Here is a 24,062-nt window from a genome sequence, read left to right as displayed (position 1 = left end):
TGCCATAAGTAGAGGCCGCAAACCGATTTGCGGAAACCATGATGACCGAGCAGAGCACAGTGAACCAAACCGCCGCCAAGCCCGTCCCGACGTTGCCCGACGCCCAGACCGTGACCTCGGTCACCCATTGGACGGATCAGCTTTTCTCGTTCCGGGTATCGCGGCCCGCGTCCTTGCGCTTCCGCTCGGGCGAGTTCGTCATGATCGGCCTGATGGGCGATCCGCACCCCGAGACGGGCAAACAAAAACCCCTGCTGCGCGCCTATTCCATCGCCTCGCCTGCGTGGGACGATGAGTTGGAGTTCTACTCAATTAAGGTGCAGGACGGCCCGCTGACCTCGAAATTGCAGCACATCCAGCCCGGCGACCAGATCATCCTGCGGCCCAAACCCGTGGGCACGCTGGTGCATGACGCGCTGCTGCCGGGCGACCGGTTGTGGATGTTCGCCACGGGCACGGGATTTGCCCCCTTTGCCAGCCTGCTGCGCGAGCCTGAGACCTATGAGAAATTCGATGAGGTCATCGTCACCCACACCTGCCGCGATGTAGCGGAACTGGAATATGGCCGCCAATTGATCGAAGGGCTGAAGGCCGACGAGCTGATGCAAGAACTGATCGGCCCCGAAAACCTCGCCAAGATCCGCTATTACCCGACCACCACCCGCGAAGAGAGCCCCAAGATGGGCCGGATCACGAACCTTTTGCAGGATGGCACGGTGTTCAAAGATCTCGGCGTGCCTCAGATCAACGCCGCCCACGACCGCGCCATGGTCTGCGGCAGCTTGGGCTTCAACAAGGATATCATGGAGATCCTCGAAGGCTTTGGCCTGACCGAGGGTGCCAATTCCGACCCCCAGCATTTCGTCGTGGAAAAGGCCTTTGTTGGCTAACGCAGGTTAAGCCTTACGAAAGGTCGCAGCGTTACAAGTGAGTCGTCGGCGCTGCTTTGCCGACGCTCTGGCAGAACCCTGCGCATCCCAAAAACGCCCCCTTCCGCTGCACTGCGGCAGGGGTTAGCTGACGCCTTGCGAGCGCGGGGGACTGCCGCGCAAAACGCAACCACAGGCGAAAGGCACATCATGACGAGCACTGGGACCCCGACCCCAAAGAAAGTCTCCGATCTGGCAACTGAAAAGGCCGATCTGTCCAGCACAGCGCTGATTGGTATTTTCGGCAGCGACGCCACGCCCGGCGCGCTGATCCGCGAAGGCGGCGGCAAAATCTCCCGCGTTGAAGTGGGCGACCAAGTCGCTGGCGGCGTTGTTGCGGCCATTGGGCAAGGCACATTGGTGCTCTCCAGCCGCCGCGGCAACAAAGTGCTGCGCCTGCCGCAGGGCTGAGCGGCTCCATGAGGCGCGACACCGCGCCTCTTGACCTGCCGCCCGGGGCAGTGCACATCGCGGGCATGAGCAAGACAGCATTGATCACCGGCGCGTCGCGCGGCCTTGGGGCCGCTCTGGCAGAGGCTTTGGCCCCCACCCATCATATCATCGCGGTCGGTCGCACGACCGGCGCCTTGGAAGAGTTGGATGACCGCATCCAAGCTAAGGGTGGCAGCGCCACACTGGCCCCGATGGACATCACCAACGCCGATGCGATGGCGGTGCTTTGCCGTGGAATCCACGACCGTTGGGGCGGGCTTGACCTCTGGCTCCACTGCGCCGTGCACGCCGCCCCGCTGACCCCTACTGACCACATTGACGCCAAGGATATGGAGAAATCCATCGCGGGCAATGTCACTGCCACAGCGCGGCTGATCACCTTTGTCTCCCCGCTTTTGGGGGCGGATGGCACAGCGGTCTTCTTTGACGATCCGCGCGCTGGCACGAAGTTCTTTGGCAGCTACGGCGCCACCAAGGCCGCGCAGATCGCACTGGCGACCTCTTGGCAGGTTGAGACCGCACAAATCGGCCCGCGCGTGCATATCCTCACCCCCGAGCCGATGCCCACCGCCACCCGTGCGCGTTTCTTCCCCGGTGAAGACCGCACGTTGCTCAGCGACACTGCCACGCAGGCCGCTGCGGTATTGGCGCAACTTTCGGAAAACTCCGCCTCCTGAACCGCGCGGCACCGGCGCGCTGCGCTTGCCGCCGGTCCGCCCCTCGCCTATCAAGGCAAAAAGGGGCCTTTCATGCGTATTCTGATTACCAACGATGACGGCATCAACGCGCCCGGTCTGGCCGTGCTGCGCGCCATCGCCGAGGAATTGGCCGGGCCCGAGGGCGAGGTCTGGACCGTTGCACCTGCGTTTGAGCAATCCGGCGTGGGCCATTGCATCAGCTACACGAAGCCAATGATGATCTCGCAATTGGACGACCGCGTCTTTGCCACCGAAGGCTCCCCCGCTGACTGCGTCCTTGCCGCGATCCATGACACGATGACGGCAGCGCCCCCCGATCTGGTGCTTTCCGGCGTGAACCGGGGCAATAACGCCGCTGAGAACGCGCTTTACTCTGGTACCCTTGGCGGCGCGATTGAGGCCGCTTTGCAAGGTTTGCCCGCCATCGCCCTGTCGCAATACTACGGCCCCGCCAACCGCGATCTTGCCGATCCGTTTGAGGCGGCCGCCCAACACGGCGTTGAAACCTGCCGCCGCATTCTGGACCACAGCCCCAGCGAAGACGCCGCCTACGGCCTGTTTTATAACGTAAACTTCCCCCCCGTCGCGGGCGCCGATGTGCGCGGCATCCGGCTGGCCCCTCAGGGCCGTCGCCCCGGCACCGGATTTGCCACCGAAGCGCACCTGTCCCCGTCTGGCCGCCGCTTTCTGTGGATTAAAGGTGGCGATCAACGTGTGCAAACAGCGCCCGGCAGTGACGCCTGCGTGAATCTTGATGGCTATGTCTCGGTCACGCCAATGCGCTGTGACCTGACGGACCACGCAGCGCTTGAAACACTCACAGGCATCAACGGATGAACGAAGAGCCGATCTCTGAAGCCGAACGCAAGATGCAGTTCCTCTACGCACTGCGCTCCAAGGGCGTGACCGATGCGCGTGTGCTGACAGCAATGGAAGCGATCGACCGCGGCCCCTTTATCCGCGGCCTCTTTGCCAGCCGCGCCTATGAGGATATGCCCCTGCCCATCGCCTGCGGTCAGACCATCAGCCAGCCCTCTGTCGTGGGGTTGATGAGCCAAGCCTTGCAGGTATCGTCGCGCGATAAGGTGCTCGAAATCGGCACTGGCTCGGGCTATCAGGCCGCGATCCTCAGCAAGCTTGCGCGGCGGGTCTATACGATCGACCGGCACCGGCGCTTGGTGCAAGAGGCGCGCGGCGTGTTCGAGGCGATGGATCTCAACAACATCACCGCGATCACCGCCGATGGCAGCTTTGGCCTTGCCGAACAGGCACCCTTTGACCGGATCATCGTGACCGCCGCCGCCGAAGACCCGCCCGGCCCCCTGCTGGCCCAGCTTAAGGAAGGCGGCATCATGGTGCTGCCCGTTGGCCAATCGGACACCGTCCAACACCTCATCCGCGTGCGAAAGACCGCTGATGGGCTGGAATACGACGAATTGCGCGCCGTGCGCTTTGTCCCCCTGCTGGAAGGCTTGGGCAAGGACGGCTAATAGGTTAGAGAGACACGGACAACGCCCCTTACCGTCTGGGGCGAAGATGAGGACTTGCAGATGCGCCAAACACGCTTGCGCCGCCCCATGCGGCTGACCCTAATGGCCGGGACCAGTGCGATACTGCTGGCAGGTTGCGAAAATCAGCCACTGGATTACGATATGCGCAGCACCTTTGGCGATGGGTTTTCCACCGCCGAAGCGGCACGCGGCCCCTTGGCGGACCGCCCCAAGCCCGACGCCCGGGGCGTGATCGCCTACCCCAATTATCAAGTCGCCGTCGCCCGCCGTGGCGATACGCTGAAAGACGTGGCCGCGCGTGTGGGGGCCGACAGCGGCGAACTCGCACGCTACAACGGCATTGATCCGGGCGTCCCGCTTCGCCAAGGAGAGATCATCGCCCTGCCCCGGCGGGTCGCCGAACCCGCCCCCGGTACCAATGGCGCCGTCGATATCACCACCCTTGCGGGCAGCGCCATCGACCGCGCCCCGGCGACGCCGAGCGTGCAAACGCAAAGCCTGCCCCCTGCAAGCACTGGCACCGCCGCGCCGCAGCCCACAGCGCCTCAGTCAACCGCGCCTCAGCCTACCGCGCCGCAATCGGCGAAAGAGCCGGTGCGCCACCGGGTCGAGCGTGGAGAGACCGCCTATACCGTTGCGCGCCTCTATAACGTGCCGGTCAAAGCGCTGGCGGAGTGGAACGGCCTCGGCCCCGATTTCGCGATCCGCGAGGGGCAATTCCTGCTGATCCCGGTAGAGAAACAAGCGCCCCCGCGTCAGGCGACCAACACCGCATCCAGTGCCGCCGCCGTCCCGCCCCCCGTGCAACCTGTCACCAGCGCACCCGGCGCGGGCAGCCCCACGCCGACGCCCCCTTCGGCTGCCAAACCGCTGCCGCAGGATGAGACGGCGAAACCATTGCCTCCCAAAGTCGAACCGAAAGAGCCTGTGGCCGATGTTGGCAAGCCCACCGCCCCTGCAAAGACGACGAAGATGACGCCGCCGGTCCAAGGCTCCATCATCCGCGCCTATTCCAAGGGCAAGAACGAGGGCATTAACATCAAAGGCAACCCCGGCGGGCCGGTGAAAGCCGCCGACGCGGGCACCGTCGCCGCGATCACCAAAAGCGCCGAGGGCATCCCGATCGTCGTGGTGCGCCATGCCAACAACCTGCTCACGGTCTATGCCAATGTGGACGGCGTGAATGTCGCCAAGGGCGATACCGTCAGCCGGGGCCAACAGATTGCCAAACTGCGCGGCGGGTCGGAATCGCATGTGCATTTTGAGGTGCGCAAAGGCTTCGAGAGCGTCGATCCGACGCCTTATATTCAGTAACCAAACGACAAAGGGCTCGCAGAATATGCGGGCCCTTTCGCTAATACCGTCCGGCGCTCAACCGCCCGAAACGGGAACGCCCTTTCGGCCAGCCAAATCCACGAAATACTGCCATGCCACCCGGCCCGACCGCGCCCCGCGTGTGGCCTGCCATTCGACAGCCTCTGCGCGCAGGGTGTCGTCGTCGATCTCTACTCCGAAGGCATCGCAATAGCCGCGGATCATCGCCAGATACTGGTCCTGATCGCAGGGATGAAACCCCAGCCAAAGCCCGAACCGGTCAGAGAGAGAGACCTTCTCCTCGACCGCCTCGGAGGGGTTAATCGCGCTGCCGCGCTCGTTCTCGATCATGTCGCGCGGCATCAGATGACGGCGGTTCGAGGTGGCGTAGAGCACCACATTCTCGGGACGCCCTTCGATGCCGCCATCCAGCACCGCCTTCAGCGACTTGTAATGCGCGTCATCATGGCCAAAGCTAAGGTCATCGCAGAACAGGATAAACCGCTGCGACGCCCCGCGCAGTAGGGTCAGAAGCCGCCCGACCGAGGGCAGGTCTTCTCGCTGCAATTCGACGATGCGCAACGCTTCATGTGATGCTTGAACATCCGCATGTATCGCTTTGACCAGACTGGATTTCCCCATGCCCCGCGCGCCCCAGAGCAGCGCGTTGTTCGCAGGCAAACCTGCCGCGAATTGCCGGGTGTTGGCCAGAAGGGTATCCCGCGCCCGATCGACGCCAATCAACAGCCGCAGGTCGATCCGCGCGACCTGCGGCACCGGCACCAAACGGTCAGGGTCTGTATGCCAGACAAAGGCCGCCGCGGCGTCAAAGTCCGGGGCGGACAGCGGCGCCGGAGACATACGCTCCAGCGCCGCTGCGATACGGTCCATCGGATCGTCGATCACAGCAGGTCTTCCTCGTCTTCGTCGTCAAAGTAACCCTCTTCGCGCAGCTTCTCGTCGCGCTTTTTCTCGACCCGGCGCACGAGGAAGATCGAGATTTCGTAAAGGCCGTAGACCACAACAAACAAGATCACCTGCGTGATCACATCTGGCGGCGTGACAAGGGCTGCCAGCACAAGGATCGCCACCACGGCATATTTGCGCACGTTGCCGAGACCTTCGGAACTGACCAGCCCGGCCTTGCCCATCAGCGTCAGCAGCACGGGAAGCTGGAAGCACAGGCCAAAGGCCACGATAAACTTGATCGTAAGCGAGAGATATTCCTGCGCCGAGCCTTGGAATGCGATGGCCGCGATGCCGTTCTCGCCGTCTGGCCCCTCACCGACGAGCGTGCCCGCCTGTTGGAAGCCAAGGAAGAAATCGAAGGCAAGTGGCGTGACGACGTAAAAGGCAAAAGCCGCACCAAGGAAGAACATCACCGGTGAGGAGATCAAGAAGGGCAGAAAAGCGCCCTTCTCGTTCTTGTAGAGACCGGGTGCCACGAAGCGCCACAGCTGGTAGCTGATGAAGGGAAAGCCCAGCACCAGACCGCCCAAGAGCGAGATTGAGATCGCAACAAAGAAGCCTTCTTGCAGTTTGATCAGGATCAGCCCGCAATCTTCTTGGCCCCGTTCCGCCATGGCCGAACACAGCGGTTCGGTCAGGAAGTTGAAGATCGGATTCCAGACCGTAAAGCAGATCACCATACCGATGATGAAGGCGATGACCGAATGGATGAGCCGCGTGCGCAGTTCGGCCAGATGTTCGATCAACGGGGCCGAGCTGTCGTCGATCTCATAGTCGTCGGAGGCGCTCATTTAACTTACTCTTTTTTCGCAGCGGGTTTGGCTGCCGCTGGCTTTTTGGCGGCAGGCTTTTTGGCAGCGGGTTTCTTGGCAGCAGGCTTTTTCGGCGCTGCTTTGGCCGCTGTTTTGACCGGCGCCGCTTTGGCTGGTGCCGCGTCTTTCTCGATCACGGGCCGCGCCGGTGCAGCTTTCGCAACCTCGTCCCGGGCCGGGGCCGTGTCAGAAAGCTTCGCCTCTGCCGCCTCGGCCTGAGACATGGCTTCTGCCGCTTCGCGCTGCTTGCGCTCGGCTGCGGCGCGGGCGGTGCTGGCTTGGATTTTCTTCACATCCTCGGCCTTTTGCGCCGCCAATTTGCCGGTCTCGCTCTCGGGGTCGAAGTTGGTCAGCGAGCGGGTCGCGTCCTTCACCTCATCCATGGCGCTGCCCAGCGGGTTGGTCGCGGTTTTCAGCGACTTGTTCAGCGACGACGACATCTCGCGCATGCCGCTCTCGTCGGCGGCGTCATTCATGGCCTGACTGAATTCACGCGCCATGCCCTTGGCCTTGCCCACGAATTGCCCGACGCGCCGAAACAGCACGGGCAGGTCTTTGGGGCCGACCACGATCAGGGCCACCACGCCGATGACTAAAAGTTCCGTCCAACCCAGATCGAACATCGGGTTACACCCGGTCCTTGTCGGCCTTCAGGTCGGTCTTGGGATGCGTGCCCTGATCGGCATGCTCGGGCAGGTCGGCATGGTGCACTTCGTCGACATGTTTGATGTCGTCAGTGCGCTTGGTCTCTTCTTCGCCTTCGCTGATGCCCTTTTTGAAGCTGGTGATGCCTTTGCCGACTTCACCCATGAGCGAGGAAATCTTGCCACGGCCGAAAAGCACCAGCACGACAACCGCGATCAGCAGCAGGCCCGGCAGTCCGATATTGTTCAACATGTCTGTTCTCCCATCATGTTTGGCGCAAGTCATGCAGCGCCGTCCTGCCTGTGATAGCGGGCGGCGGCAGGACCATGAAGGGGCAAAGCGGCGGATGGGCGGTGCTGCGGGCGAAGGACTGCCGATTTTCGGGCGTGCAATTCCCTTTGTGACATGTTTTTGTCAGGAGCATCAGGAGGCATCATGGTGTCAGCGAAAACCGAAGATCGGCTTGTACGGTTGATCGACAGGCTGCGGGATGGGCGGCTGCACCGGGCCGAGGATTTGGCGCGGCTGTTTGGCGTCTCCCCCCGCACGATCTACCGCGATATGGGCAAGCTCAGCGCGGCGGGCCTGTCCATCGCCGGGACGCGGGGCGAAGGCTATCGGATCACCCCTGCGATCACCCTGCCCCCGCTGACCCTAACTCCGTCCGAGTTGGAGGCGCTGAACCTCGGCCTTGCTGTCGCGGCAGAGGTTGGCGACCCCGCCTTACAGCGCGCAGCAGAGACATTGGCCGCCAAGTTCGACGCGGTCTTGCCGACCGAGACCATCGCAGAGGGGGCCGCTTGGTCGCAGGCGCTGACGGCGCAGGGCAAGGCCACACGGGTTTTTGCCCATTTGCCGTTGCTGCGCGCCGCGGTGCTGGCGCGTCAGAAGCTGCGGATCGGGGTCGCGGGGGTAGAGACCCGCGTGCTTCGGCCACTGAAGGTCGAGAATTGGGGGCGGTTTTGGATGCTGACCGCCTGGTGCGAAGATGAAAAGGAATTTGCTACCTACGCGATCAATCAGATCGAGAGCGCCGAGGCCTTGCCGGAGCTGTTCGTCGACGAGCCGGGCAAAACGCTGGCTGACTACCGCCCCTAGCCAGGGATCAAGGGCGCAGGCCCGCTTGGCTGGCTCGGACGGTCTGGACAGTCTGGCGCTTCCCGGCTCAGCGCTTCAGTTGCCAACCGGTCTGCGGTGGCAAGAACGCCTCGACACTCGCCTGCGCGATCACAATGGTATCCTGCCCCGCCGGCACGTTCAGCCCACCCTTCACGGCACGGACCTCGGCCCGGCCACGCGGCAGATTGGCCACCAGAGCGTCGACATCTACCTTTTCTGGCTCTTGCACCGCCACGGTAACCTGCACGCGCATCTGATCCGGGGTCACCTCCAGCGCGCCGAAAAGCGGCAGAGAGGAATGGCGCAGGGCATCCTCGATCGCGCGGGCGGCGGCTTTGGTATAGTCCATCCCGTGCAGATCGTTGCCCATGCCCATTTCGATGATGATCCGCTGCTCAGTCATCGGCAGGCTCCATGTCGAATCCGACGGAAAGGGCCACATTCGCCATGACGGTCGGGTTCCCCTCTCCTTCGGGGCGCGGCACATCCAACCCGCCGTGATGCAGGTTCACCGTCACCTCGCCATAGGGAAAGACCGCCCGCAGCGCTTCGGCATCGACCAGATCGGGCTGTTGCACGCCCACGTCGAGGGTGATCCGCATGGCGGACCTATCGAAGCCGAAAAGCTCTGCCAGATTGATCGAGTTATGCCACAGCGCATCCTGCACCGCGCGTGTCGCGGCCTGCGTATAATCGGCGCGGCGCAGGGACGACCCCATGCCGAATTCCACCATCAGGGGCGTCATGTCGTCACCGGAAAGACAAAGCAGCGGTCGCGGCGCACGGTCAGCCACATTACGGCACCGGGTTGCGGCAAAAAGACATTCGGCACCGTGGCCTTGAGCCGCGATCCGTCCTCTTCCAACACGAATTCAACAAGGCTTTCGTTCCCCATAAAGCGCGCGCGTTCCACCACGGCGCGGGCCGGTGTGCCATCGGTCGCCGTGGGGCGTGGGCCTTTGCCTGCACGGTCAAAGTCGATGCGCAGGTGTTGCGGGCGAAAGACAATATTTACCGGCGTGCCATCGGGCACCCCGGGGGCCAGGAATTGGCCAAAGACGGTATCGGCCAGCGCCCCGGTCACCGTGGCCTCAAGCACATTGGCATCGCTGAAAAATGCGACAGAGGCGCGATCGACGGGCCGCGTATAGACGTTATAGGGCGCGCCCTGCTGGACGATCTTGCCGTCGCGCATCAGCGCAATCTCATCGGCCATGCGCATCGCTTCATCCGGCTCATGGGTGACCAGCAGAACGGCGGTGTCTTCTTCTTTCAGGATGCTCAGGGTCTCATCGCGGATGCCGTCGCGCAGACGGTTGTCGAGGCCGGAAAACGGCTCGTCCATCAGCATAATGCGCGGCTGCGGCGCCAGCGCACGGGCCAGCGCCACGCGCTGCTGCTCCCCGCCCGAAAGCTGGTGCGGATAGCCGTCGATGTAGCGCAGAAGGTCCACCCGTTCGAGCAATTCCTCAATCCGCGCACGCTTCTCGGCCTTGGTGCCTTTCTTGAGGCCAAAGCCCACGTTGTCGGCCACGCTCAGATGCGGAAACAGGGCGAAATCCTGAAACATCAGCCCAATCTCGCGCCGCTCTGGCGGGACGCGAAACATGGTGTCGCAGATCAGCTTGCCATCGACATGGATCGTGCCGCTGTCTTGCATCTCAACGCCCGCGATCATGCGCAGCGTGGTGGATTTGCCGCAGCCCGAGGGGCCGAGCAGGCAGGTCACCTGCCCCGGCATGATCTGCAAAGACACGTCATCGACAACCTGCCGCCCGCCATAGGCGCGGCGCAAATTGCGGATTTCCAGTCGGGGGGTGGGGTCACTCATGGAAACTGCGGTATCCGATCAAATCACTCGGAAACCCAGCTATCAGCCTCGCCGCGCCCCCGCAAGCACCGCTGCGAACCCGGCCAGCAGCACGATCACGCAAATCACCAGCAATTGCTCGTATTTATGCCCCTCAGGCAAAATGGAGGCCACAGGCGCCCAGCCCCGCGCGAAATAGGCCGCCGCCCCCAGCATCGCGGCGGCAAAGGCGGCGAGGTAACTCCAGACCGCGATGCGGCGCCCCGCCACCAGCCCTACCAGCAGCACCGGGGTAAGGAACATCGACGCGGTCCCGCTGACCGCCACGGCATCGAAAAGCGTGGCATTGCCCCAGAGCGTCAACAGCGCACCAAGCGCCATGAACCCCGCCATCACCAGCCGCCCGCCCTTCAGGCTGCGCGGCGCGATGCGCCATTCTTCGACCATCAGCCGCGCGGCCGAGGCCAGCGCGGAATCGAGCGTCGACAGCGCCGAGACCAGCAGCGACAGCATCAGCGCCACGAAAATCCAGCCCGGAAACATCTGCCCCCATGTGCCGATCAATTCGCCTTCATAGGCCGCACCGGTCAGGCTGGCTTGGATGCCGAAAAAGCCAAAGCCGATGATGCAGAGCGTCGAAATCCAAAAGGCGTGCAGGAAAGAGGCCCGCGTGGTTGCCGCATCCGCCAGAAAGCCGCGGTCCATCATCACCGGGTCATGGGCGGGGTAGGAGAAGACCTGCAACAGGGCCACCGCCAAAAGCACCCAACCGTTGTAGGGCCCCGAGACGCCCGGCGCACTCAGCACCGCGCCAAGCTCGAACCCCGGGCTCAGCAGCAGCGCGCCAAGCGCGAGGCCGAAAACAACAAGAAAGACCAGCATCTGCACCACATCCGTGCGCAGCGCGGCGGAAAGCCCGCCCCATGCCGAATAGCCAAAGCCCAAGGCCGCGACGATCAGCACCGCCAGCGTGCCGGACCCCGGCCAGACGGCCTCGAAAATCAGCGCAACGACCAGCAGATTGGCAAAGACCTCGGACAGCAGCCGCAGCCCGATCACGAGGTTATAGGCCGCCGTGCCCGAACGCCCGAAGTGCCCGCCCAGCCAGTCTTGCACCGACCGCGCGCCGCCCCGGCGCAACTGCCCCACGATGAAACCGCCCGTCAGGAATGCGCCATAATAGGCCGCATAGGCCAGCGTGCCCGCGATGCCGTAGAAATAGCCCAAGATCGCGGCGTTCATCAGGCTGCGGGCAAAAATCCATGTGGTGACTTGGCTTAGCACCAGCACCCAAAGCCCCGGCGCACGGCCCGCCGCATTGGCCCCGCCAAAGAACCCTTCGACCGTTGCGCGGCGTGGGGCTACCAGCAGGCTGGCAAGGATTATGCCCGCGAAAAGAAAGACAAGAACGGTGGTTTGCATGCGGACGGACCTTTTGCGAAAAGCTAACCCTCAAGGGTTAGCCGCCGCCCTCAACCCCCGCCAGCGCTGAAACCGCTGCTGTCAGGAATGTGATCCGATGCGAAGCGCGATGGCCGGGACGCGCGCCCCGGCCAAGCTCTGCTTACATGGTGAGATTGGTGCCGCCGCCATCCAGCAGCAGGTTCTGGCCCACGATGAAGCCCGCGTGCTGCGAACAAAGGAACGCACAGGTCGCGCCGAATTCATCACGGGTGCCATAGCGGCCTGCGGGAATGCCCGCCTGCCGCTCGGCGCGGGCCTCGTCCAGCGTGATGCCCTTCTGCTTGACCACCCCCGCATCAAGCGAATCCGCGCGGTCGGTCGCGTGAATGCCCGGCAAAAGGTTGTTGATCGTGACCCCCTTGCCCGCGACCTGACGCGCGGTGCCCGCGACATAGCCCGTAAGCCCGGTACGTGCCGAGTTGCTCAGCCCCAAGACAGCAATCGGCGCGCGCACCGACTGGCTGGTGATGTTCACGACCCGGCCCCAGCCGCGCTCCATCATGCCGGGCACCAGCGCTTTGATCAGCGCGATGGGGGCCAGCATATTGGCATCGAGCGCCTTGATGAAATCTTCGCGGTCCCAGTCATGCCACATCCCCGGAGGCGGGCCACCCGCGTTGTTGACGAGAATGTCACAGCCCTCAGCGGCCTTGATGACCAGCGCCTGCCCCTCCTCGGTGGCCACATCCGCCGCCACGGTAACGACCTCAACGCCGTAATCCTGACGGATACGTTCCGCCGATGCCTCAAGCGCCTCTGCGCCGCGCGCGTTCATCACAAGGTTCACCCCTGCCGCCGCCAGCGCCTCGGCGCAGCCAAGGCCAAGCCCTTTGGATGAGGCACAGACCAGCGCCTTCTTCCCCTTGATTCCCAAATCCATTTTGCGATTCCTCCTATGCATTTGCATATGCCTACCACGCCCTGCGGCCAATGCCAGCAAATCACCCGAGCCTTGACCCATCCGGGCCACAATTCTACCTTATCCCGCTGGCGAAAGCCCCAAAGCCAAAGGCCCGTCATGTCCCGCACCCGCACCGCCCCCGCACAGAACATCGCCGTCTACCGCGCCGGGCAATTTTGCGCGAGCGACGGGGCGAATATGGGCGATGCGCTGAGTTTTGCCGCCGAATTGGTGTTGGATGATGTCTATGAGTTGGACCGCGCAGCCGAGCCACAGCGCCTGTCGTTGCTGACCCTGCCGGGCGAACAATTGCGTCTTGCCGAGGATACCGGCCTGGGCACCCCCGGCGCTGACCTTCACCTTGATAGCCTGCTGACCCTGATGTCGCCCGACGGGCAAACCCAAGAGGCGCTGCTGCTGGTCGAGGTTGATGGCAAGGGCCACGCGGCTGAGGTGTACCTTTTGCCGCTTGGCCCGCTGACACCGCAGACGGGCTATCGCATTGTGGGCATCGACACCCAGACCGCGCGGCAGAAATTCGGGCAACTCGCCTGCGTGTCCTTCACACGCGGCACCCATATCTCGCTCAGCACCGGAGAGTTGCGCCCCATCGAAAACCTGCGCGTCGGAGACCGTATTCTAACCCGCGACGACGGCATTCAAACCCTGCGCTGGATCGGTCAAAGCACCCTGCGCGCGGTGGGCGAATTCGCCCCGATCCGCATTCAGGCAGGCACGCTGAACAACGAACATGACCTGATCGTCAGCCCCGACCACCGGCTTTTTATCTATCAACGCAGAGATGAGATGGGCGCGGGCCGGTCCGAATTGCTGGTGAAGGCGCGGCATCTGGTCAATGGTGACAGCGTGACGGTGCAGGACGGCGGCTTTGTCGATTACTTCCAACTGCTCTTTGACAGTCATCAGATCATCTATGCCGAAGGGATCGCCGCCGAATCCATGCTGGTCGACAGCCGCACCCGCTCTGTCCTGCCGCCCGAAATGGCGGCGGCCTTGGGCGAGGTGATCCCCGGCCATTCCGACCTGCCCCATGCCGGGCTCGATCTGGCCGAGGCGCTGCTCAACCGTCCCGATGCGGCGGCGCTGCTGCGCAAAGCCTCGACCCGTTAGGGGGCCTCAACGGCATAGTGAAACTCCTCCCGAACGATTTTGCCGTTCTTCACGTGGTAAACGCCGATCTCTTCCATCTGAAAGCGGTCGCCGCTTTGCTTGTCGGTGGCATCAACTTTAAAGACCGCGCTGAACTGCTCATCCCCGAAATAAAACGGGCCAAAGACTTCACTCGCGTGCTCTTCCATCGCGTTTTCCCACCAGTCGTGTTTGCCGTGGATGGCCTTGATCCCATGGGTCTCACGCCCCTGCCCGCCCATATCGGCGGCCTCTACCGAAACGGCATCCTCGGCATATAACTTATCAAGGTTCTCACGCACTTTGGCGGCACCGGCCCGGCAGCCGTTTACCAACTCTCGCGCAATCTCTTTCAGTTCCATCGCAAAACCCTCCCATGTACCACTTATGTTCTCATCCTATGCCCAGAGCCGATTCGCAGCAATGGCCAGATTGCGCCCGGTCGCGGCGCAGCCTATATGGGGCGGATGTTGGACACGCCGCAAAACCGCCCCGCCCTGCCCGCCGAGATCGCGCGCCGTCGCACCTTTGCGATCATCAGCCACCCTGACGCGGGCAAGACCACGCTGACTGAAAAGTTCCTGCTGTTCGGCGGGGCCATTCAGATGGCTGGACAAGTGCGCGCTAAGGGCGAAGCACGGCGCACGCGCTCGGACTTTATGGCGATGGAAAAGGACCGGGGCATTTCGGTCTCGGCCTCTGCCATGTCATTTGATTTCCACAGTGGTGACACCAATTATCGGTTCAACCTCGTTGATACGCCCGGCCACTCGGATTTTTCGGAAGACACCTACCGCACGCTGACGGCGGTGGATGCCGCCGTGATGGTGATCGATGGCGCCAAGGGTGTGGAAAGCCAGACGCAGAAGCTGTTTGAAGTCTGCCGGATGCGCGACCTGCCGATCCTGACCTTCTGTAACAAGATGGACCGCGAGAGCCGCGATACCTTTGAGATCATTGATGAAATTCAAGAAAACCTTGCCATCGACGTGACGCCTGCAAGCTGGCCCATCGGTGTGGGCCGCGATTTCGTGGGCTGCTATGACATGCTGCGCGACCGTCTGGAACTGATGGACCGCGCCGACCGGAACCGCGTTGCCGACAGCATCAAGATCGAAGGCTTGGATGACCCCAAGCTGGCCGAACACGTCCCCGCCGCCCTGCTGGAAAAGCTGCGCGAAGACCTTGAGATGGCGCGCGAATTGCTGCCGCCCTTGGACCTCAAAGCGATGCACGAAGGCACGCTGACGCCGATCTGGTTCGGCTCTGCGATCAACTCTTTCGGGGTGCGTGAACTGATGGAGGGCATCGCCAAATACGGGCCAGAGCCGCAAATCCAAGCCGCCACGCCGCGTCAGATTCTGCCCGAAGAAACCAAGGTCGCGGGCTTTGTCTTCAAGGTGCAGGCCAATATGGACCCCAAACACCGCGACCGGGTCGCCTTTGTACGCCTCGCCTCGGGGCATTTCGAGCGGGGCATGAAAATGACCCATGTCCGCACCAAGAAACCGATGACAATCTCCAACCCGGTGATGTTCTTGGCCTCCGACCGCGAGTTGGCTGAAGAGGCTTGGGCCGGTGACATCATCGGCATCCCCAACCACGGGCAGCTGCGCATCGGTGACACGCTGACCCAAGGCGAAGCGCTGCGCGTCAGCGGCATCCCCTCCTTCGCGCCCGAATTGCTGCAATCGGTCCGTGCGGGCGATCCGTTGAAAGCCAAGCACCTCGAAAAAGCGCTGATGCAATTTGCCGAAGAAGGCGCCGCGAAAGTCTTCAAGCCTTCGATCGGCTCGGGTTTTGTCGTGGGCGTTGTCGGGCAGTTGCAGTTCGAAGTGCTCGCCAGCCGGATTGAGTTGGAATATGGGCTGCCGGTGCGGTTTGAGGCGTCGCAGTTCACCTCGGCTCGCTGGGTGAACGGCACGAAACAAGCCGTTGATAAGTTTACCGAAAGCAATAAACAGCACATCGCCCATGACTACGACGGCGACATCGTTTACCTGACCCGCCTGCAATGGGACATCGACCGGGTTGAGCGCGATTACCCGGACGTGAAACTTACCGCGACCAAGGAAATGATGGTCTGAATTAGCCTCTCCGGTATGGGTCGTAAGCCTTGATTTCGTGCGCAATCATGGCATTCTGGACCCAACTGGGGAGACGCGATGACGACGACGACGAAATGGGGGCTGGTTGCCACAATTTTGGCCCCCGCTGACGAGATTAGACGCTTTGCCGCCTACCATCTTGAGGCAGGTGCGCATCGGCTCTATCTATTTCTCGACGCTGAGAACCCAGAGGCTTTCGACAGTTTGAAAGCCCACCCCAAGATCCGCGTCGTCACCTGCGATGATGCCTATTGGCAAAAGCTCTGTGGCAAACGCCCGCAAAAGCATCAGGTCCGCCAAAGCCAGAACGCCACCCGCGCCTATAGCCGCGCGGATGATGTGGATTGGCTGATCCATATGGATGTGGATGAATTCCTTGTTGCCGAGCGCCCTGTGGGACAGGTGCTCGCCGCCCTGCCCGCAGCGCAAAAGATCGCCCGCATCCGCCCGATGGAGGCTTTGGCAGGCGATGCGACAGCCTTCAAATCCTTCATTCCAAACGGCCCGCAGCGGGCGCAGATCGTGTCGGAGCTTTATCCAACCTATGGCGAATACGTCAAAGGGGGATTCCTGAGCCATTTGGCCGGAAAGGTCTTTGTCCGCACCGGGATGGCCGACGTTCGCCTGCAAATACACAACGTTTTTCAGAATGATGCGATGATTGAGAGGCCAGAGCAGCAGCCCGGCATTGATCTGGCGCATCTGCACGCGAAAAGCTGGCCCGACTGGCTGGCCGCCTATCGCTACCGGCTGGAAAAAGGCTCTTACCGTTCCGATCTCGCCCCCAACCGGCCCCGTGATCGCGGTGGGCTGTCGATGCATGAGCTTTTTTCCATGATCGAAGCCGAAGGGGGCGAGGCGGGATTGCGTGCCTTTTTCGATGAGGTCTGCGCCGACACCCCCGAGTTGCGCGCGACCCTAAAGGCGCAGGGTTTGCTGCGCCTTGCCGATCTTGACCTTGATGCAAAGGTGTCGCGCCATTTCGCAAGTTAAGCGCCTGAGAGGTCAAGTGTTTGACGGCTGGGCCGCAACTTGCTATGCGCTTTTTCGAACATGCCGCGGCATTTGCCGCCCCTAGGGCCATTCGGGCCGGCTTGTATTGCTGCCGCGGGCCAAGTCAGTGTCCGCTCAACCCGGACGCACATGACAAAATTTACCGATCTAAACCTGAATGCCAAGGTCCTCAAAGCTGTTGTCGAGGCTGGCTACGAATCGCCCACACCCATCCAAGCGGGCGCTATTCCCCCCGCTCTCGAAGGCCGCGACGTCTTGGGCATCGCCCAGACTGGCACCGGCAAGACCGCCAGCTTCACGCTGCCGATGCTGTCGCTGCTCGCCCGGGGCCGCGCTCGTGCGCGGATGCCGCGCAGCCTCGTGCTTTGCCCCACGCGGGAATTGGCCGCACAGGTGGCCGAGAACTTTGACACCTATTCCAAGCATCTCAAGCTCACCAAAGCGCTGTTGATCGGCGGCGTGAGTTTTAAGGAGCAAGACAAGCTGATCGACAAAGGCGTCGACGTGCTGATCGCCACACCGGGCCGCCTGCTCGATCATTTCGAGCGGGGCAAGCTGATCCTCTCGGACGTGAAAGTCATGGTCGTGGACGAAGCCGACCGGATGCTCGACATGGGGTTCATCCCCGATATCGAACGGATCTTCGGCCTCACGCCCTTCACCCGTCAGACGCTGTTCTTCTCGGCCACCATGGCGCCAGAGATTGAGCGGATCACCAACACTTTCCTCAGCAATCCTGAGCGGATCGAAGTGGCACGTCAGGCCACCACGAGCGAGACGATCGAACAGGGCGTTGTCATGTTCAAAGCCTCGCGCAAGGACCGTGAAGCCACCGAGAAGCGCAAGCTGCTGCGTCTGCTGATCGACGCCGAAGGCGAGAAATGCACCAATGCGATCATCTTCTGCAACCGCAAAATGGACGTGGATACCGTTGCTAAGTCTTTGAAGAAATACGGCTATGACGCCGCCCCGATCCACGGCGATTTGGACCAAAGCCAGCGGACCAAGACGCTCGAAGGTTTCCGCAATGGCGAGCTGCGTTTCCTGGTGGCTTCAGACGTTGCCGCGCGTGGCCTTGATGTGCCAAGCGTAAGCCATGTCTTTAACTTCGACGTGCCCAGCCACGCCGAGGACTACGTTCACCGTATTGGCCGCACCGGCCGTGCGGGCCGCGACGGCAAGGCGATCATGATCTGCCAGCCCCGCGACGACAAGAACTTTGAAGACGTCGAGCGTCTGGTGCAAAAGGAAATTCCGCGCATCGAAAACCCGCTTGGCACTGCCCAACCGGCAGAAGAGGCGTCTGACGCCCCGGCCAAGACCGATGACAAGCCCAAGCGCACCCGGTCGCGCAGCCGCAAGTCGAACAAACCCCAGGCCGATAAACTACAGGCCGACAAGCCACAGGTTGAGCAACCGCAGGCCGATGCGCGCCAAACGGATAAGCCTCAGACGGATAAACCTCAGGCGGACAAACCCGTCGAGACATCCAATGAGGCCAAGCAGCCGCAGGCCGATGCGCCGAAAGATGCCAAAGCCGATGTGACCCCAGAGCGCGACGCCGAAAGCGCGCAGGGCGGGCGCAAGTCGCAGCGCGGCGGCAACAATGACAAGCCTTCGCGTGGTCGGGGCCGGAATGACAAACGCGGGGGCAACGACAACCGTGTCGTCGGTCTGGGCGATCACACGCCTGACTTTATCGGCCTGAGCTTCCGCGAGCGCACGTAAAACCAGCCCCACGCGGGCATGAATTCGCCGCTGATCCCTGCCGGGATTGGCGGCTTTTTCGTCTGTGCTATGTGAGGGGAAACCTCTCAGATAGGACCATCATGCTGCGCCCTGCTCTCTTCGCCCTCACCCTTGCCCTGACCGCCCTTATCTCTGCTCCCGCCAGCGCCGAGCGCTGCCGGGCCGAGGTCAACGGCGCCGAAGTTGTCGTAGAGGCCGAGAATTTCGCCAATTTCGCCGAGGAAGTCGGCGCCCGCGAACGACTGATGAATTGGCCCGCGCGGAAATGGAGCAGCCTTTGGGGCGCGCCACCCGCCTGTGACAGCGGGGTGCTGTTTGACTACCTTGCCACCACCGTACCGCTCGACCAGATCGACGGCTATTGCCTGACCGCCACGCCCGAGGATGGGCATTTCCTGATCCCCGGCGCGCGGAATTATCGCGGCTATTGCAAAAAGACCTTTTGCGAACGGGTGAACACCACCAAGGAAGAGACCGTCGAGATCAGCAAGAACATCGCACGATCCGCGGTCGACACCATCAGTCAGCCGGACAACCTACGCGCCGTGGCGCATAAATCCGGGGCCTTCATTTTGACGGGAGGGGCATCTGCACTGAGCGCCAATCTGGCGACCACAGGCACGACGCTGGCCACCGCGCTATCGACCCCCGCCGCCCTTGCGGCCACGGGGGTAAGCGTGGTCGCAGTGGGCGGCGCGGTCTATATGTGCAGCGGTGGGGAGGAGGTCAGCTCAGACGGCTGACCACCACGGTGACTTCGGGTTTCTTGCCGATTTCGTCATAAGACGACTGACGTGCGACCTTTTTCAGACCGTCGTTCAGCTTGTCGTCATCCCGCAGGGTGGCGGCTTTCTGACGGTTCAGCCATTGGCTGAGGTCTTGCTCCAGCACATCCACAAGCGGTGCATTGGACCGACCTGTCTCCGGCAGACCCATCAGATCAACCCAAGGCTCGCCCAAGGGCTCATCATCCGCATCCAAAATCATGGTCACGGTGGCATGACCGTTCAGCGCCATGCGGATACGGTCGCGGATCACCCCATCCAGCGCGCCGACCTGCACCGAGCCGTCCAGATACATCCGGCCCGTGTCGACATGTTCGACCACCTTGGGCTTGTTGCCCGACAGGTCGATCATCATACCGTTCACGGCCAACACGCCGGTGATGCCCTTGGCATTGGCAATCTTCACATGCTCGCGCAGGTGACGGTGCTCGCCGTGCATGGGGATCAGAACCTGCGGTTTGACGATCGCATGCAGCGTCTCAAGGTCCGGTCGGTTCGCGTGGCCTGACACGTGATAGAGCCCCGAGGAATCATCCACCACATCCACACCCTTTTCAGAGAACTGGTTGATGATGCCGATCACGCCGCGCTCATTGCCCGGGATGGTCTTCGAGGAAAAGAGGAACAGATCGCCCTCTTTCAACTCGATGCCCTGATACTTACCCCGTGCCAGCTGCGCTGAGGCCGCGCGGCGTTCACCTTGGCTGCCGGTGACCAGCAGCATCAGGTTCTCGCGCGGGATGGCGCGGGCATTCTCGGGAGAGATGACAGGCGGAAAGTCTGTCATCACACCGGTCTGGATCGAGGCTTCGACCATGCGGTTCATCGCACGGCCCAGCAGAACGATCGACCGCCCTGCCCGTGCGCCCGCCTCTGCGAGCGTCTTGACCCGCGCCACGTTGGAGGCAAAGGTCGTGGCGACGACCATGCCTTCGGCACTGCTGACCAGCTTTTCGATCTCTGGCCCAACGGTCGCTTCCGAGCGGCCCGGATGAGCGGAGAAGACATTGGTACTGTCGCAGATCAGCGCATTGACGCCATCCTTGCAGACCTCTGCCCAGAGTCCGTCATCGAAGGCTTCGCCGACGCCGGGCGTGCGGTCGATCTTGAAGTCGCCGGAGTGGATCGTGCGCCCCTCGGGCGTGTCGATGACCATGGCCGAGGATTCGGGGATCGAATGCGAGATCGGCAAGAAGCCCACTTTGAACGGGCCTGCGGTGATCTGCTCTGGCCATGTGCTGACCGTGGTGACCGCATCTTCGGGGTGGCCGTGTTCAGACATCTTCCGACGGGCGATATTGGCGGTAAAGGCGCGCGCATAGATCGGCGCTTTCAGCACCTCATAGGAATGCGCAATGGCGCCGATGTGGTCTTCGTGGGCGTGGGTGATAAAGATCGCTTCGATCTGATCGCGCCGCTTCTTCAGCCAAGAGATGTCGGGCAGGATCAGGTCCACGCCCGGCGTGCTGTCCATGTCTGGAAAGGCCACACCGATGTCGACGACGATCAGCCGTTCTTTACCGGGTTTGCCGTAGCCGTAGACATAGGCGTTCATGCCAATTTCACCCGCCCCACCGAGGGGCAGATAGATAAATCGTTCGCTGCTCATATTATTCAGCTTTGTCCTTATTATAATCGTGGATCACGGTCAGACCGTGCATCGTGAGTTCATCTTGATAATCATCGAACAGGTCGACTGCCTGCTGAAACAGCGGTGCCAGACCCCCCGTGGCAATAACGCGCATGGGTCTCGCACGTTCCGCCCTTATGCGCTCACATATCTCACGAACCAGCCCGACATAACCCCAAAAGACACCAGACTGCATACAGGCCACGGTATTGGTGCCGATGACATTCTGAGGTTTGGAGATATCGACATGCGGCAGCGCGGCCGCAGCATTGTGCAGCGCCTCAAGGCTGAGGTTCACGCCGGGTGCGATCACGCCTCCGATATAGGCCCCATCATCGGCCACCACGTCAAAGGTGGTGGCGGTGCCAAAGTCGACCACGATCAAGTCGCCGCCATAAAGGTCAAAACCCGCCACGGTGTTCACCAACCGGTCCGGCCCCACCTGCGTGCCTCCATCTACGCGCACGTCAATCGGCAGCTCGCAGCCCGGTTTGCCCACCACGAAAGGACGCGTGTTGAAATAACGATCGGCCAGAACGCGCAGGTTGAACACAACCCGCGGCACGGTGGAGCTGATGATCATATCGGTGATGTCAGCGTCTATATTTTGCAGGCGCATCAACGTGTTCAGCCAAACGTAATATTGGTCCGCCGTGCGTTTCCATTCAGTCGAGGTGCGCCAAGTGGCGATGAACTCTTTCCCGTCCCAGATCGAGAAAACCGTGTTGGTGTTGCCGCAATCAATTGCCAGAAGCATGGTGCCTCCCTCCCCCAGATTTTAGAAAAACACATCTGCTGCGGTGATGGGCACCGCGCCGTCGCGGGTGCGCAGGATCAGATTGCCTGCGCCGTCTACATCTTCGAAAACGCCAGTGATCTCATCGCGCATGGTGCGGGCGGTGATGACCTCTCCGAGCCGCGCGGCATGGCCGAGCCATGCGCTGCGGATTGTGCTGAAACCATAGGTCGTGAACTGCTCTTCGAGACCGGCATATTCTCGCGCAAGCACGTCGAGGAAATCCTCGGCGCTCACATTCGCCCCCGCTTCGCGGAGGGTCACCGCAGGCAGGGCGCGGGCTTCCAGCGTGCTCGCCTCCGGGGCATGGGCAAGGTTCACACCAATCCCGATGGCCAGATGATCGCCGACGCTTTCCAGAAGGATACCCGCCACCTTGCCGCCCCGCAAAAGCACATCGTTCGGCCATTTTAGGGCAAAGGCATCCTCGCGCCCGGTCACCGCAACAAAGGCGCGGAAGAGCGCCAGTGATGTCACGAAGGACCGCAGCGCGGCGACGCCCGGCATTTCTTTGCGCGGCATCATCAGCGTGGCCGCGAAATTTCCACGCGGCGTGGTCCAACTGCGGCCCCGGCGGCCCCGCGCGGCGGTCTGCTCCAGCGCCAAAATCCAAGTCGGCGCGGTCAGCTCTTGCTGTAACCGCGCCGCCTCTGAAAGGGTGGAATCGAGCGTGTCATAGACGCGCCGGCCATAGCCTTCCGGCCAGTGGCTCATGCGCTGATCCGGCCGATCGTCCGCCGCACCGCTCAGTTCACCAGCGACGCCGCAGCCGAGGCGGCCATGCCCTCGACACCGAACATATTCGCGATCCCGACGATCATGATCACCGCCGACGCCATCAGCACCACGGTCAGCACGCCCCCGTTCTGATGGTCCAGCGTGTCAGAGCGTTCTTCGCCAAAGTACATGTAGAAAACGATCCGCAGATAGTAGTACGCACCGATCACACTGGCGATCACACCCGCCACCGCGAGCCATGCCATATTGGCGTCATAGGCCGCGCGCAGCACATAGAACTTGCCGAAGAAACCCAGCATCGGCGGCACGCCCGCGAGGCTGAACAGCAGCACCAGCATCGCAAGGGCACGGCCCGGATTGGACTTGGCATACATGTTGAGCAGCGTGATATCGGTCACCGGCGCGCCGTCTTTTTGCATCAGCAAGATGAACGCAAAGGTCCCGAGGTTCATCGTCACATAGATCGCCATATAGACAAGCATCGCCTGCACGCCAAAGGCCGTGCCCGCAGCCAAGCCCATCAGCGCATAGCCCATGTGGGCGATCGACGAAAAGGCCATCAGACGTTTGATATTGGTCTGACCGATCGCGGCGACCGAGCCGAAGAACATCGACAGCACCGACAGCAGCGCCACGATCTGGCTCCAATCGCTGACGATCTGGCCAAAGGCGTCATGCATGACCCGCGCGAAAAGGCCCATGGCGGCGACTTTTGGTGCCGTGGCAAAGAAGGCCGCAATCGGGGTCGGCGCGCCCTCATAAACGTCCGGTGTCCACATGTGGAAGGGCACGGCGGAGACTTTGAAGGCAAGGCCCGAGATCAGGAAAACCAGACCAAAGAGCAGCCCAAGCGAGGTGCCGCCGGTTTGCGCCGTGGTGATGATGCCCGCGAAAAGCGTGGTCCCGGCATAGCCATAGACGAGCGACGCACCATAGAGCAGCAGCCCCGAACTAAGCGCGCCGAGCACGAAATACTTGAGGCCCGCCTCAGTGGATTTTACCGAGTCGCGGCGCAGCGAGGCCACGACATAGAGCGCCAGAGATTGCAGTTCCAACCCCATGTAGAGCGCCATCAGGTCGCCTGCGCTGACCATCATCATCATGCCGACAACAGCCAAGGCCACCAGCATCGGATATTCAAACCGCAGCAAACCGCGCAGTTTCATATAGCTTTCGGACATGACCAAGACAGCCGCCGCCGAGAGCAGGATCGCCACTTTGGCAAAGCGCGCAAAGCTGTCGTCGATGAACATACCGTGGAAGGCGATGTTGGTGGTGCCGTCGCCGGACATGGCCACCCAAGCAGCCAGCAGCACCATCACCACCGCGGTCACCCAGACGAGCACCCCGGCGGCCTTGTCTTTCGACGTATAGACCGCGCCAAGAAGGCCAAGCAGGGCAAACCCCGCAAGCACAATCTCAGGCAGAATGATGTTCAGATCAGCGGAAATCATGCGCCAAGTCCTTC

At 62.1% G+C, this 24,062-nt stretch carries 26 protein-coding genes; 12 read left to right on the top strand and 14 right to left on the bottom strand.

Going from position 1 to position 24,062, the window contains the following annotated elements; genetic code table 11:
• Positions 1 to 41: 41 nt before the first annotated feature.
• From J3456_RS03700 to J3456_RS03675, 6 genes are all read left to right on the top strand, one after another.
• Positions 42 to 890 (top strand): ferredoxin--NADP reductase, encoded by an 849-nt coding sequence (locus J3456_RS03700; RefSeq protein ID WP_067626163.1) that lies wholly within the window; start codon positions 42 to 44, stop codon positions 888 to 890.
• 189 nt (positions 891 to 1,079) lie between these two features.
• Entirely contained in the window at positions 1,080 to 1,340 is a 261-nt protein-coding gene (locus J3456_RS03695; RefSeq protein WP_067626161.1) for a pilus assembly protein PilZ, read from the top strand.
• Between the two features lie 65 nt (positions 1,341 to 1,405).
• Positions 1,406 to 2,059, top strand: coding sequence for an SDR family NAD(P)-dependent oxidoreductase (locus J3456_RS03690; RefSeq protein WP_349579136.1), 654 nt, complete (start codon positions 1,406 to 1,408; stop codon positions 2,057 to 2,059).
• 72 nt (positions 2,060 to 2,131) lie between these two features.
• Positions 2,132 to 2,917, top strand: a complete 786-nt coding sequence (gene surE, locus J3456_RS03685) for a 5'/3'-nucleotidase SurE (RefSeq protein WP_349578945.1) — start codon at positions 2,132 to 2,134, stop codon at positions 2,915 to 2,917.
• Entirely contained in the window at positions 2,914 to 3,570 is a 657-nt protein-coding gene (locus J3456_RS03680; protein WP_007120302.1) for a protein-L-isoaspartate(D-aspartate) O-methyltransferase, read from the top strand. The genes surE and J3456_RS03680 overlap by 4 nt, the downstream gene beginning before the upstream one ends.
• A 60-nt stretch (positions 3,571 to 3,630) precedes the next feature.
• Positions 3,631 to 4,905, top strand: coding sequence for a peptidoglycan DD-metalloendopeptidase family protein (locus J3456_RS03675; RefSeq protein WP_349578944.1), 1,275 nt, complete (start codon positions 3,631 to 3,633; stop codon positions 4,903 to 4,905).
• A 57-nt stretch (positions 4,906 to 4,962) separates the two neighbouring features.
• Here J3456_RS03675 and J3456_RS03670 read toward each other — a convergent pair whose 3' ends face one another.
• The 4 genes from J3456_RS03670 to J3456_RS03655 are packed head-to-tail and all read right to left on the bottom strand — an operon-like array spanning position 4,963 to position 7,583.
• Complete coding sequence (locus tag J3456_RS03670) at positions 4,963 to 5,811, bottom strand: ATP-binding protein (protein WP_349578943.1); 849 nt, start codon at positions 5,809 to 5,811, stop codon at positions 4,963 to 4,965.
• Complete coding sequence (gene tatC / locus J3456_RS03665; protein WP_349578942.1) at positions 5,808 to 6,665, bottom strand: twin-arginine translocase subunit TatC; 858 nt, start codon at positions 6,663 to 6,665, stop codon at positions 5,808 to 5,810. Before tatC ends, J3456_RS03670 begins: the two co-directional genes overlap by 4 nt.
• Before the next feature lie 5 nt (positions 6,666 to 6,670).
• On the bottom strand, positions 6,671 to 7,309 hold the full coding sequence (gene tatB / locus J3456_RS03660; RefSeq protein ID WP_349578941.1) for a Sec-independent protein translocase protein TatB: 639 nt from the start codon (positions 7,307 to 7,309) through the stop codon (positions 6,671 to 6,673).
• A gap of 4 nt (positions 7,310 to 7,313) precedes the next feature.
• Entirely contained in the window at positions 7,314 to 7,583 is a 270-nt protein-coding gene (locus J3456_RS03655) for a twin-arginine translocase TatA/TatE family subunit (protein ID WP_093926540.1), read from the bottom strand.
• 183 nt (positions 7,584 to 7,766) lie between these two features.
• Here J3456_RS03655 and J3456_RS03650 point away from each other — a divergent pair, with 183 nt between their 5' ends.
• Positions 7,767 to 8,429 carry a helix-turn-helix transcriptional regulator gene (locus tag J3456_RS03650; protein ID WP_349578940.1) on the top strand — a complete coding sequence of 221 codons (663 nt, stop codon included), beginning with the start codon at positions 7,767 to 7,769 and terminating at the stop codon, positions 8,427 to 8,429.
• A gap of 67 nt (positions 8,430 to 8,496) precedes the next feature.
• Here the strand turns inward: J3456_RS03650 and J3456_RS03645 are convergent, their stop codons facing one another.
• The 5 genes from J3456_RS03645 to J3456_RS03625 form a co-directional block, all read right to left on the bottom strand.
• Positions 8,497 to 8,853, bottom strand: coding sequence for a Lin0512 family protein (locus J3456_RS03645; RefSeq protein ID WP_349578939.1), 357 nt, complete (start codon positions 8,851 to 8,853; stop codon positions 8,497 to 8,499).
• Entirely contained in the window at positions 8,846 to 9,196 is a 351-nt protein-coding gene (locus J3456_RS03640; protein ID WP_349578938.1) for a Lin0512 family protein, read from the bottom strand. Before J3456_RS03640 ends, J3456_RS03645 begins: the two co-directional genes overlap by 8 nt.
• A complete protein-coding gene (locus J3456_RS03635) occupies positions 9,193 to 10,281 on the bottom strand; it encodes an ABC transporter ATP-binding protein (protein ID WP_349578937.1) in 1,089 nt (362 codons plus the stop codon). The genes J3456_RS03640 and J3456_RS03635 overlap by 4 nt, the downstream gene beginning before the upstream one ends.
• 42 nt (positions 10,282 to 10,323) lie before the next feature.
• Complete coding sequence (locus tag J3456_RS03630; RefSeq protein ID WP_349578936.1) at positions 10,324 to 11,682, bottom strand: sodium:proline symporter; 1,359 nt, start codon at positions 11,680 to 11,682, stop codon at positions 10,324 to 10,326.
• A 142-nt stretch (positions 11,683 to 11,824) separates the two neighbouring features.
• Positions 11,825 to 12,604, bottom strand: coding sequence for an SDR family oxidoreductase (locus J3456_RS03625; protein ID WP_349578935.1), 780 nt, complete (start codon positions 12,602 to 12,604; stop codon positions 11,825 to 11,827).
• A gap of 138 nt (positions 12,605 to 12,742) precedes the next feature.
• On the opposite strand from J3456_RS03625, the gene J3456_RS03620 reads away from it, so the two are divergent.
• The gene (locus J3456_RS03620) at positions 12,743 to 13,756 is read left to right on the top strand and encodes a Hint domain-containing protein (protein ID WP_349578934.1); all 1,014 of its coding nucleotides are present in this window, start codon (positions 12,743 to 12,745) and stop codon (positions 13,754 to 13,756) included.
• On the opposite strand, the gene J3456_RS03615 is transcribed toward J3456_RS03620, so the two are convergent.
• Positions 13,753 to 14,136 carry a SnoaL-like domain-containing protein gene (locus J3456_RS03615; protein WP_349578933.1) on the bottom strand — a complete coding sequence of 128 codons (384 nt, stop codon included), beginning with the start codon at positions 14,134 to 14,136 and terminating at the stop codon, positions 13,753 to 13,755. The two genes, J3456_RS03620 and J3456_RS03615, sit on opposite strands and share 4 nt — an antisense overlap.
• A 105-nt stretch (positions 14,137 to 14,241) precedes the next feature.
• On the opposite strand from J3456_RS03615, the gene J3456_RS03610 reads away from it, so the two are divergent.
• The 4 genes from J3456_RS03610 to J3456_RS03595 all read left to right on the top strand — a co-directional run bounded on the left by J3456_RS03610 (position 14,242) and on the right by J3456_RS03595 (position 19,388).
• Positions 14,242 to 15,861 carry a peptide chain release factor 3 gene (locus tag J3456_RS03610; RefSeq protein ID WP_349579135.1) on the top strand — a complete coding sequence of 540 codons (1,620 nt, stop codon included), beginning with the start codon at positions 14,242 to 14,244 and terminating at the stop codon, positions 15,859 to 15,861.
• A gap of 78 nt (positions 15,862 to 15,939) precedes the next feature.
• Positions 15,940 to 16,875, top strand: a complete 936-nt coding sequence (locus tag J3456_RS03605; protein ID WP_349578932.1) for a glycosyltransferase family 2 protein — start codon at positions 15,940 to 15,942, stop codon at positions 16,873 to 16,875.
• 150 nt (positions 16,876 to 17,025) lie between these two features.
• Entirely contained in the window at positions 17,026 to 18,624 is a 1,599-nt protein-coding gene (locus tag J3456_RS03600) for a DEAD/DEAH box helicase (protein WP_349578931.1), read from the top strand.
• 101 nt (positions 18,625 to 18,725) lie between these two features.
• The gene (locus J3456_RS03595) at positions 18,726 to 19,388 is read left to right on the top strand and encodes a hypothetical protein (RefSeq protein ID WP_300051968.1); all 663 of its coding nucleotides are present in this window, start codon (positions 18,726 to 18,728) and stop codon (positions 19,386 to 19,388) included.
• Here the strand turns inward: J3456_RS03595 and J3456_RS03590 are convergent.
• Genes J3456_RS03590 through nuoN form a run of 4 tightly spaced genes read right to left on the bottom strand, consistent with a single transcriptional unit; the run spans position 19,372 to position 24,048 of the window.
• Entirely contained in the window at positions 19,372 to 21,039 is a 1,668-nt protein-coding gene (locus tag J3456_RS03590) for a ribonuclease J (RefSeq protein ID WP_349578930.1), read from the bottom strand. The two genes, J3456_RS03595 and J3456_RS03590, sit on opposite strands and share 17 nt — an antisense overlap.
• Before the next feature lies 1 nt (position 21,040).
• The gene (locus J3456_RS03585) at positions 21,041 to 21,817 is read right to left on the bottom strand and encodes a type III pantothenate kinase (protein WP_342850305.1); all 777 of its coding nucleotides are present in this window, start codon (positions 21,815 to 21,817) and stop codon (positions 21,041 to 21,043) included.
• A gap of 21 nt (positions 21,818 to 21,838) precedes the next feature.
• Positions 21,839 to 22,570, bottom strand: a complete 732-nt coding sequence (locus tag J3456_RS03580) for a biotin--[acetyl-CoA-carboxylase] ligase (protein ID WP_349578929.1) — start codon at positions 22,568 to 22,570, stop codon at positions 21,839 to 21,841.
• 32 nt (positions 22,571 to 22,602) lie between these two features.
• Positions 22,603 to 24,048 (bottom strand): NADH-quinone oxidoreductase subunit NuoN, encoded by a 1,446-nt coding sequence (gene nuoN, locus J3456_RS03575; RefSeq protein ID WP_349578928.1) that lies wholly within the window; start codon positions 24,046 to 24,048, stop codon positions 22,603 to 22,605.
• Positions 24,049 to 24,062 lie beyond the last annotated feature (14 nt).

It is taken from the genome of Sulfitobacter sp. NFXS29 (assembly GCF_040148765.1).
Classification (GTDB): domain Bacteria; phylum Pseudomonadota; class Alphaproteobacteria; order Rhodobacterales; family Rhodobacteraceae; genus Sulfitobacter.
This window is presented reverse-complemented; position numbering and strand designations above follow the sequence as displayed.

Excerpts from the sequence above, each read along its gene's own strand:
- J3456_RS03680 (WP_007120302.1), top strand. The coding sequence starts at position 2,914 with ATGAACGAAGAGCCGATCTCTGAAGCCGAACGCAAGATGCAGTTCCTC.
- J3456_RS03695 (WP_067626161.1), top strand. The coding sequence starts at position 1,080 with ATGACGAGCACTGGGACCCCGACCCCAAAGAAAGTCTCCGATCTGGCA.
- J3456_RS03640 (WP_349578938.1), bottom strand. The coding sequence starts at position 9,196 with ATGACGCCCCTGATGGTGGAATTCGGCATGGGGTCGTCCCTGCGCCGC.
- J3456_RS03620 (WP_349578934.1), top strand. The coding sequence starts at position 12,743 with ATGTCCCGCACCCGCACCGCCCCCGCACAGAACATCGCCGTCTACCGC.
- J3456_RS03645 (WP_349578939.1), bottom strand. The coding sequence starts at position 8,853 with ATGACTGAGCAGCGGATCATCATCGAAATGGGCATGGGCAACGATCTG.
- J3456_RS03625 (WP_349578935.1), bottom strand. The coding sequence starts at position 12,604 with ATGGATTTGGGAATCAAGGGGAAGAAGGCGCTGGTCTGTGCCTCATCC.
- nuoN (WP_349578928.1), bottom strand. The coding sequence starts at position 24,048 with ATGATTTCCGCTGATCTGAACATCATTCTGCCTGAGATTGTGCTTGCG.
- J3456_RS03585 (WP_342850305.1), bottom strand. The coding sequence starts at position 21,817 with ATGCTTCTGGCAATTGATTGCGGCAACACCAACACGGTTTTCTCGATC.
- J3456_RS03610 (WP_349579135.1), top strand. The coding sequence starts at position 14,242 with ATGTTGGACACGCCGCAAAACCGCCCCGCCCTGCCCGCCGAGATCGCG.
- J3456_RS03590 (WP_349578930.1), bottom strand. The coding sequence starts at position 21,039 with ATGAGCAGCGAACGATTTATCTATCTGCCCCTCGGTGGGGCGGGTGAA.
- J3456_RS03595 (WP_300051968.1), top strand. The coding sequence starts at position 18,726 with ATGCTGCGCCCTGCTCTCTTCGCCCTCACCCTTGCCCTGACCGCCCTT.
- J3456_RS03700 (WP_067626163.1), top strand. The coding sequence starts at position 42 with ATGACCGAGCAGAGCACAGTGAACCAAACCGCCGCCAAGCCCGTCCCG.
- J3456_RS03600 (WP_349578931.1), top strand. The coding sequence starts at position 17,026 with ATGACAAAATTTACCGATCTAAACCTGAATGCCAAGGTCCTCAAAGCT.
- J3456_RS03650 (WP_349578940.1), top strand. The coding sequence starts at position 7,767 with ATGGTGTCAGCGAAAACCGAAGATCGGCTTGTACGGTTGATCGACAGG.
- J3456_RS03690 (WP_349579136.1), top strand. The coding sequence starts at position 1,406 with ATGAGCAAGACAGCATTGATCACCGGCGCGTCGCGCGGCCTTGGGGCC.
- J3456_RS03675 (WP_349578944.1), top strand. The coding sequence starts at position 3,631 with ATGCGCCAAACACGCTTGCGCCGCCCCATGCGGCTGACCCTAATGGCC.
- J3456_RS03605 (WP_349578932.1), top strand. The coding sequence starts at position 15,940 with ATGACGACGACGACGAAATGGGGGCTGGTTGCCACAATTTTGGCCCCC.
- J3456_RS03580 (WP_349578929.1), bottom strand. The coding sequence starts at position 22,570 with ATGAGCCACTGGCCGGAAGGCTATGGCCGGCGCGTCTATGACACGCTC.
- surE (WP_349578945.1), top strand. The coding sequence starts at position 2,132 with ATGCGTATTCTGATTACCAACGATGACGGCATCAACGCGCCCGGTCTG.
- J3456_RS03655 (WP_093926540.1), bottom strand. The coding sequence starts at position 7,583 with ATGTTGAACAATATCGGACTGCCGGGCCTGCTGCTGATCGCGGTTGTC.
- tatC (WP_349578942.1), bottom strand. The coding sequence starts at position 6,665 with ATGAGCGCCTCCGACGACTATGAGATCGACGACAGCTCGGCCCCGTTG.
- J3456_RS03615 (WP_349578933.1), bottom strand. The coding sequence starts at position 14,136 with ATGGAACTGAAAGAGATTGCGCGAGAGTTGGTAAACGGCTGCCGGGCC.
- tatB (WP_349578941.1), bottom strand. The coding sequence starts at position 7,309 with ATGTTCGATCTGGGTTGGACGGAACTTTTAGTCATCGGCGTGGTGGCC.
- J3456_RS03630 (WP_349578936.1), bottom strand. The coding sequence starts at position 11,682 with ATGCAAACCACCGTTCTTGTCTTTCTTTTCGCGGGCATAATCCTTGCC.
- J3456_RS03635 (WP_349578937.1), bottom strand. The coding sequence starts at position 10,281 with ATGAGTGACCCCACCCCCCGACTGGAAATCCGCAATTTGCGCCGCGCC.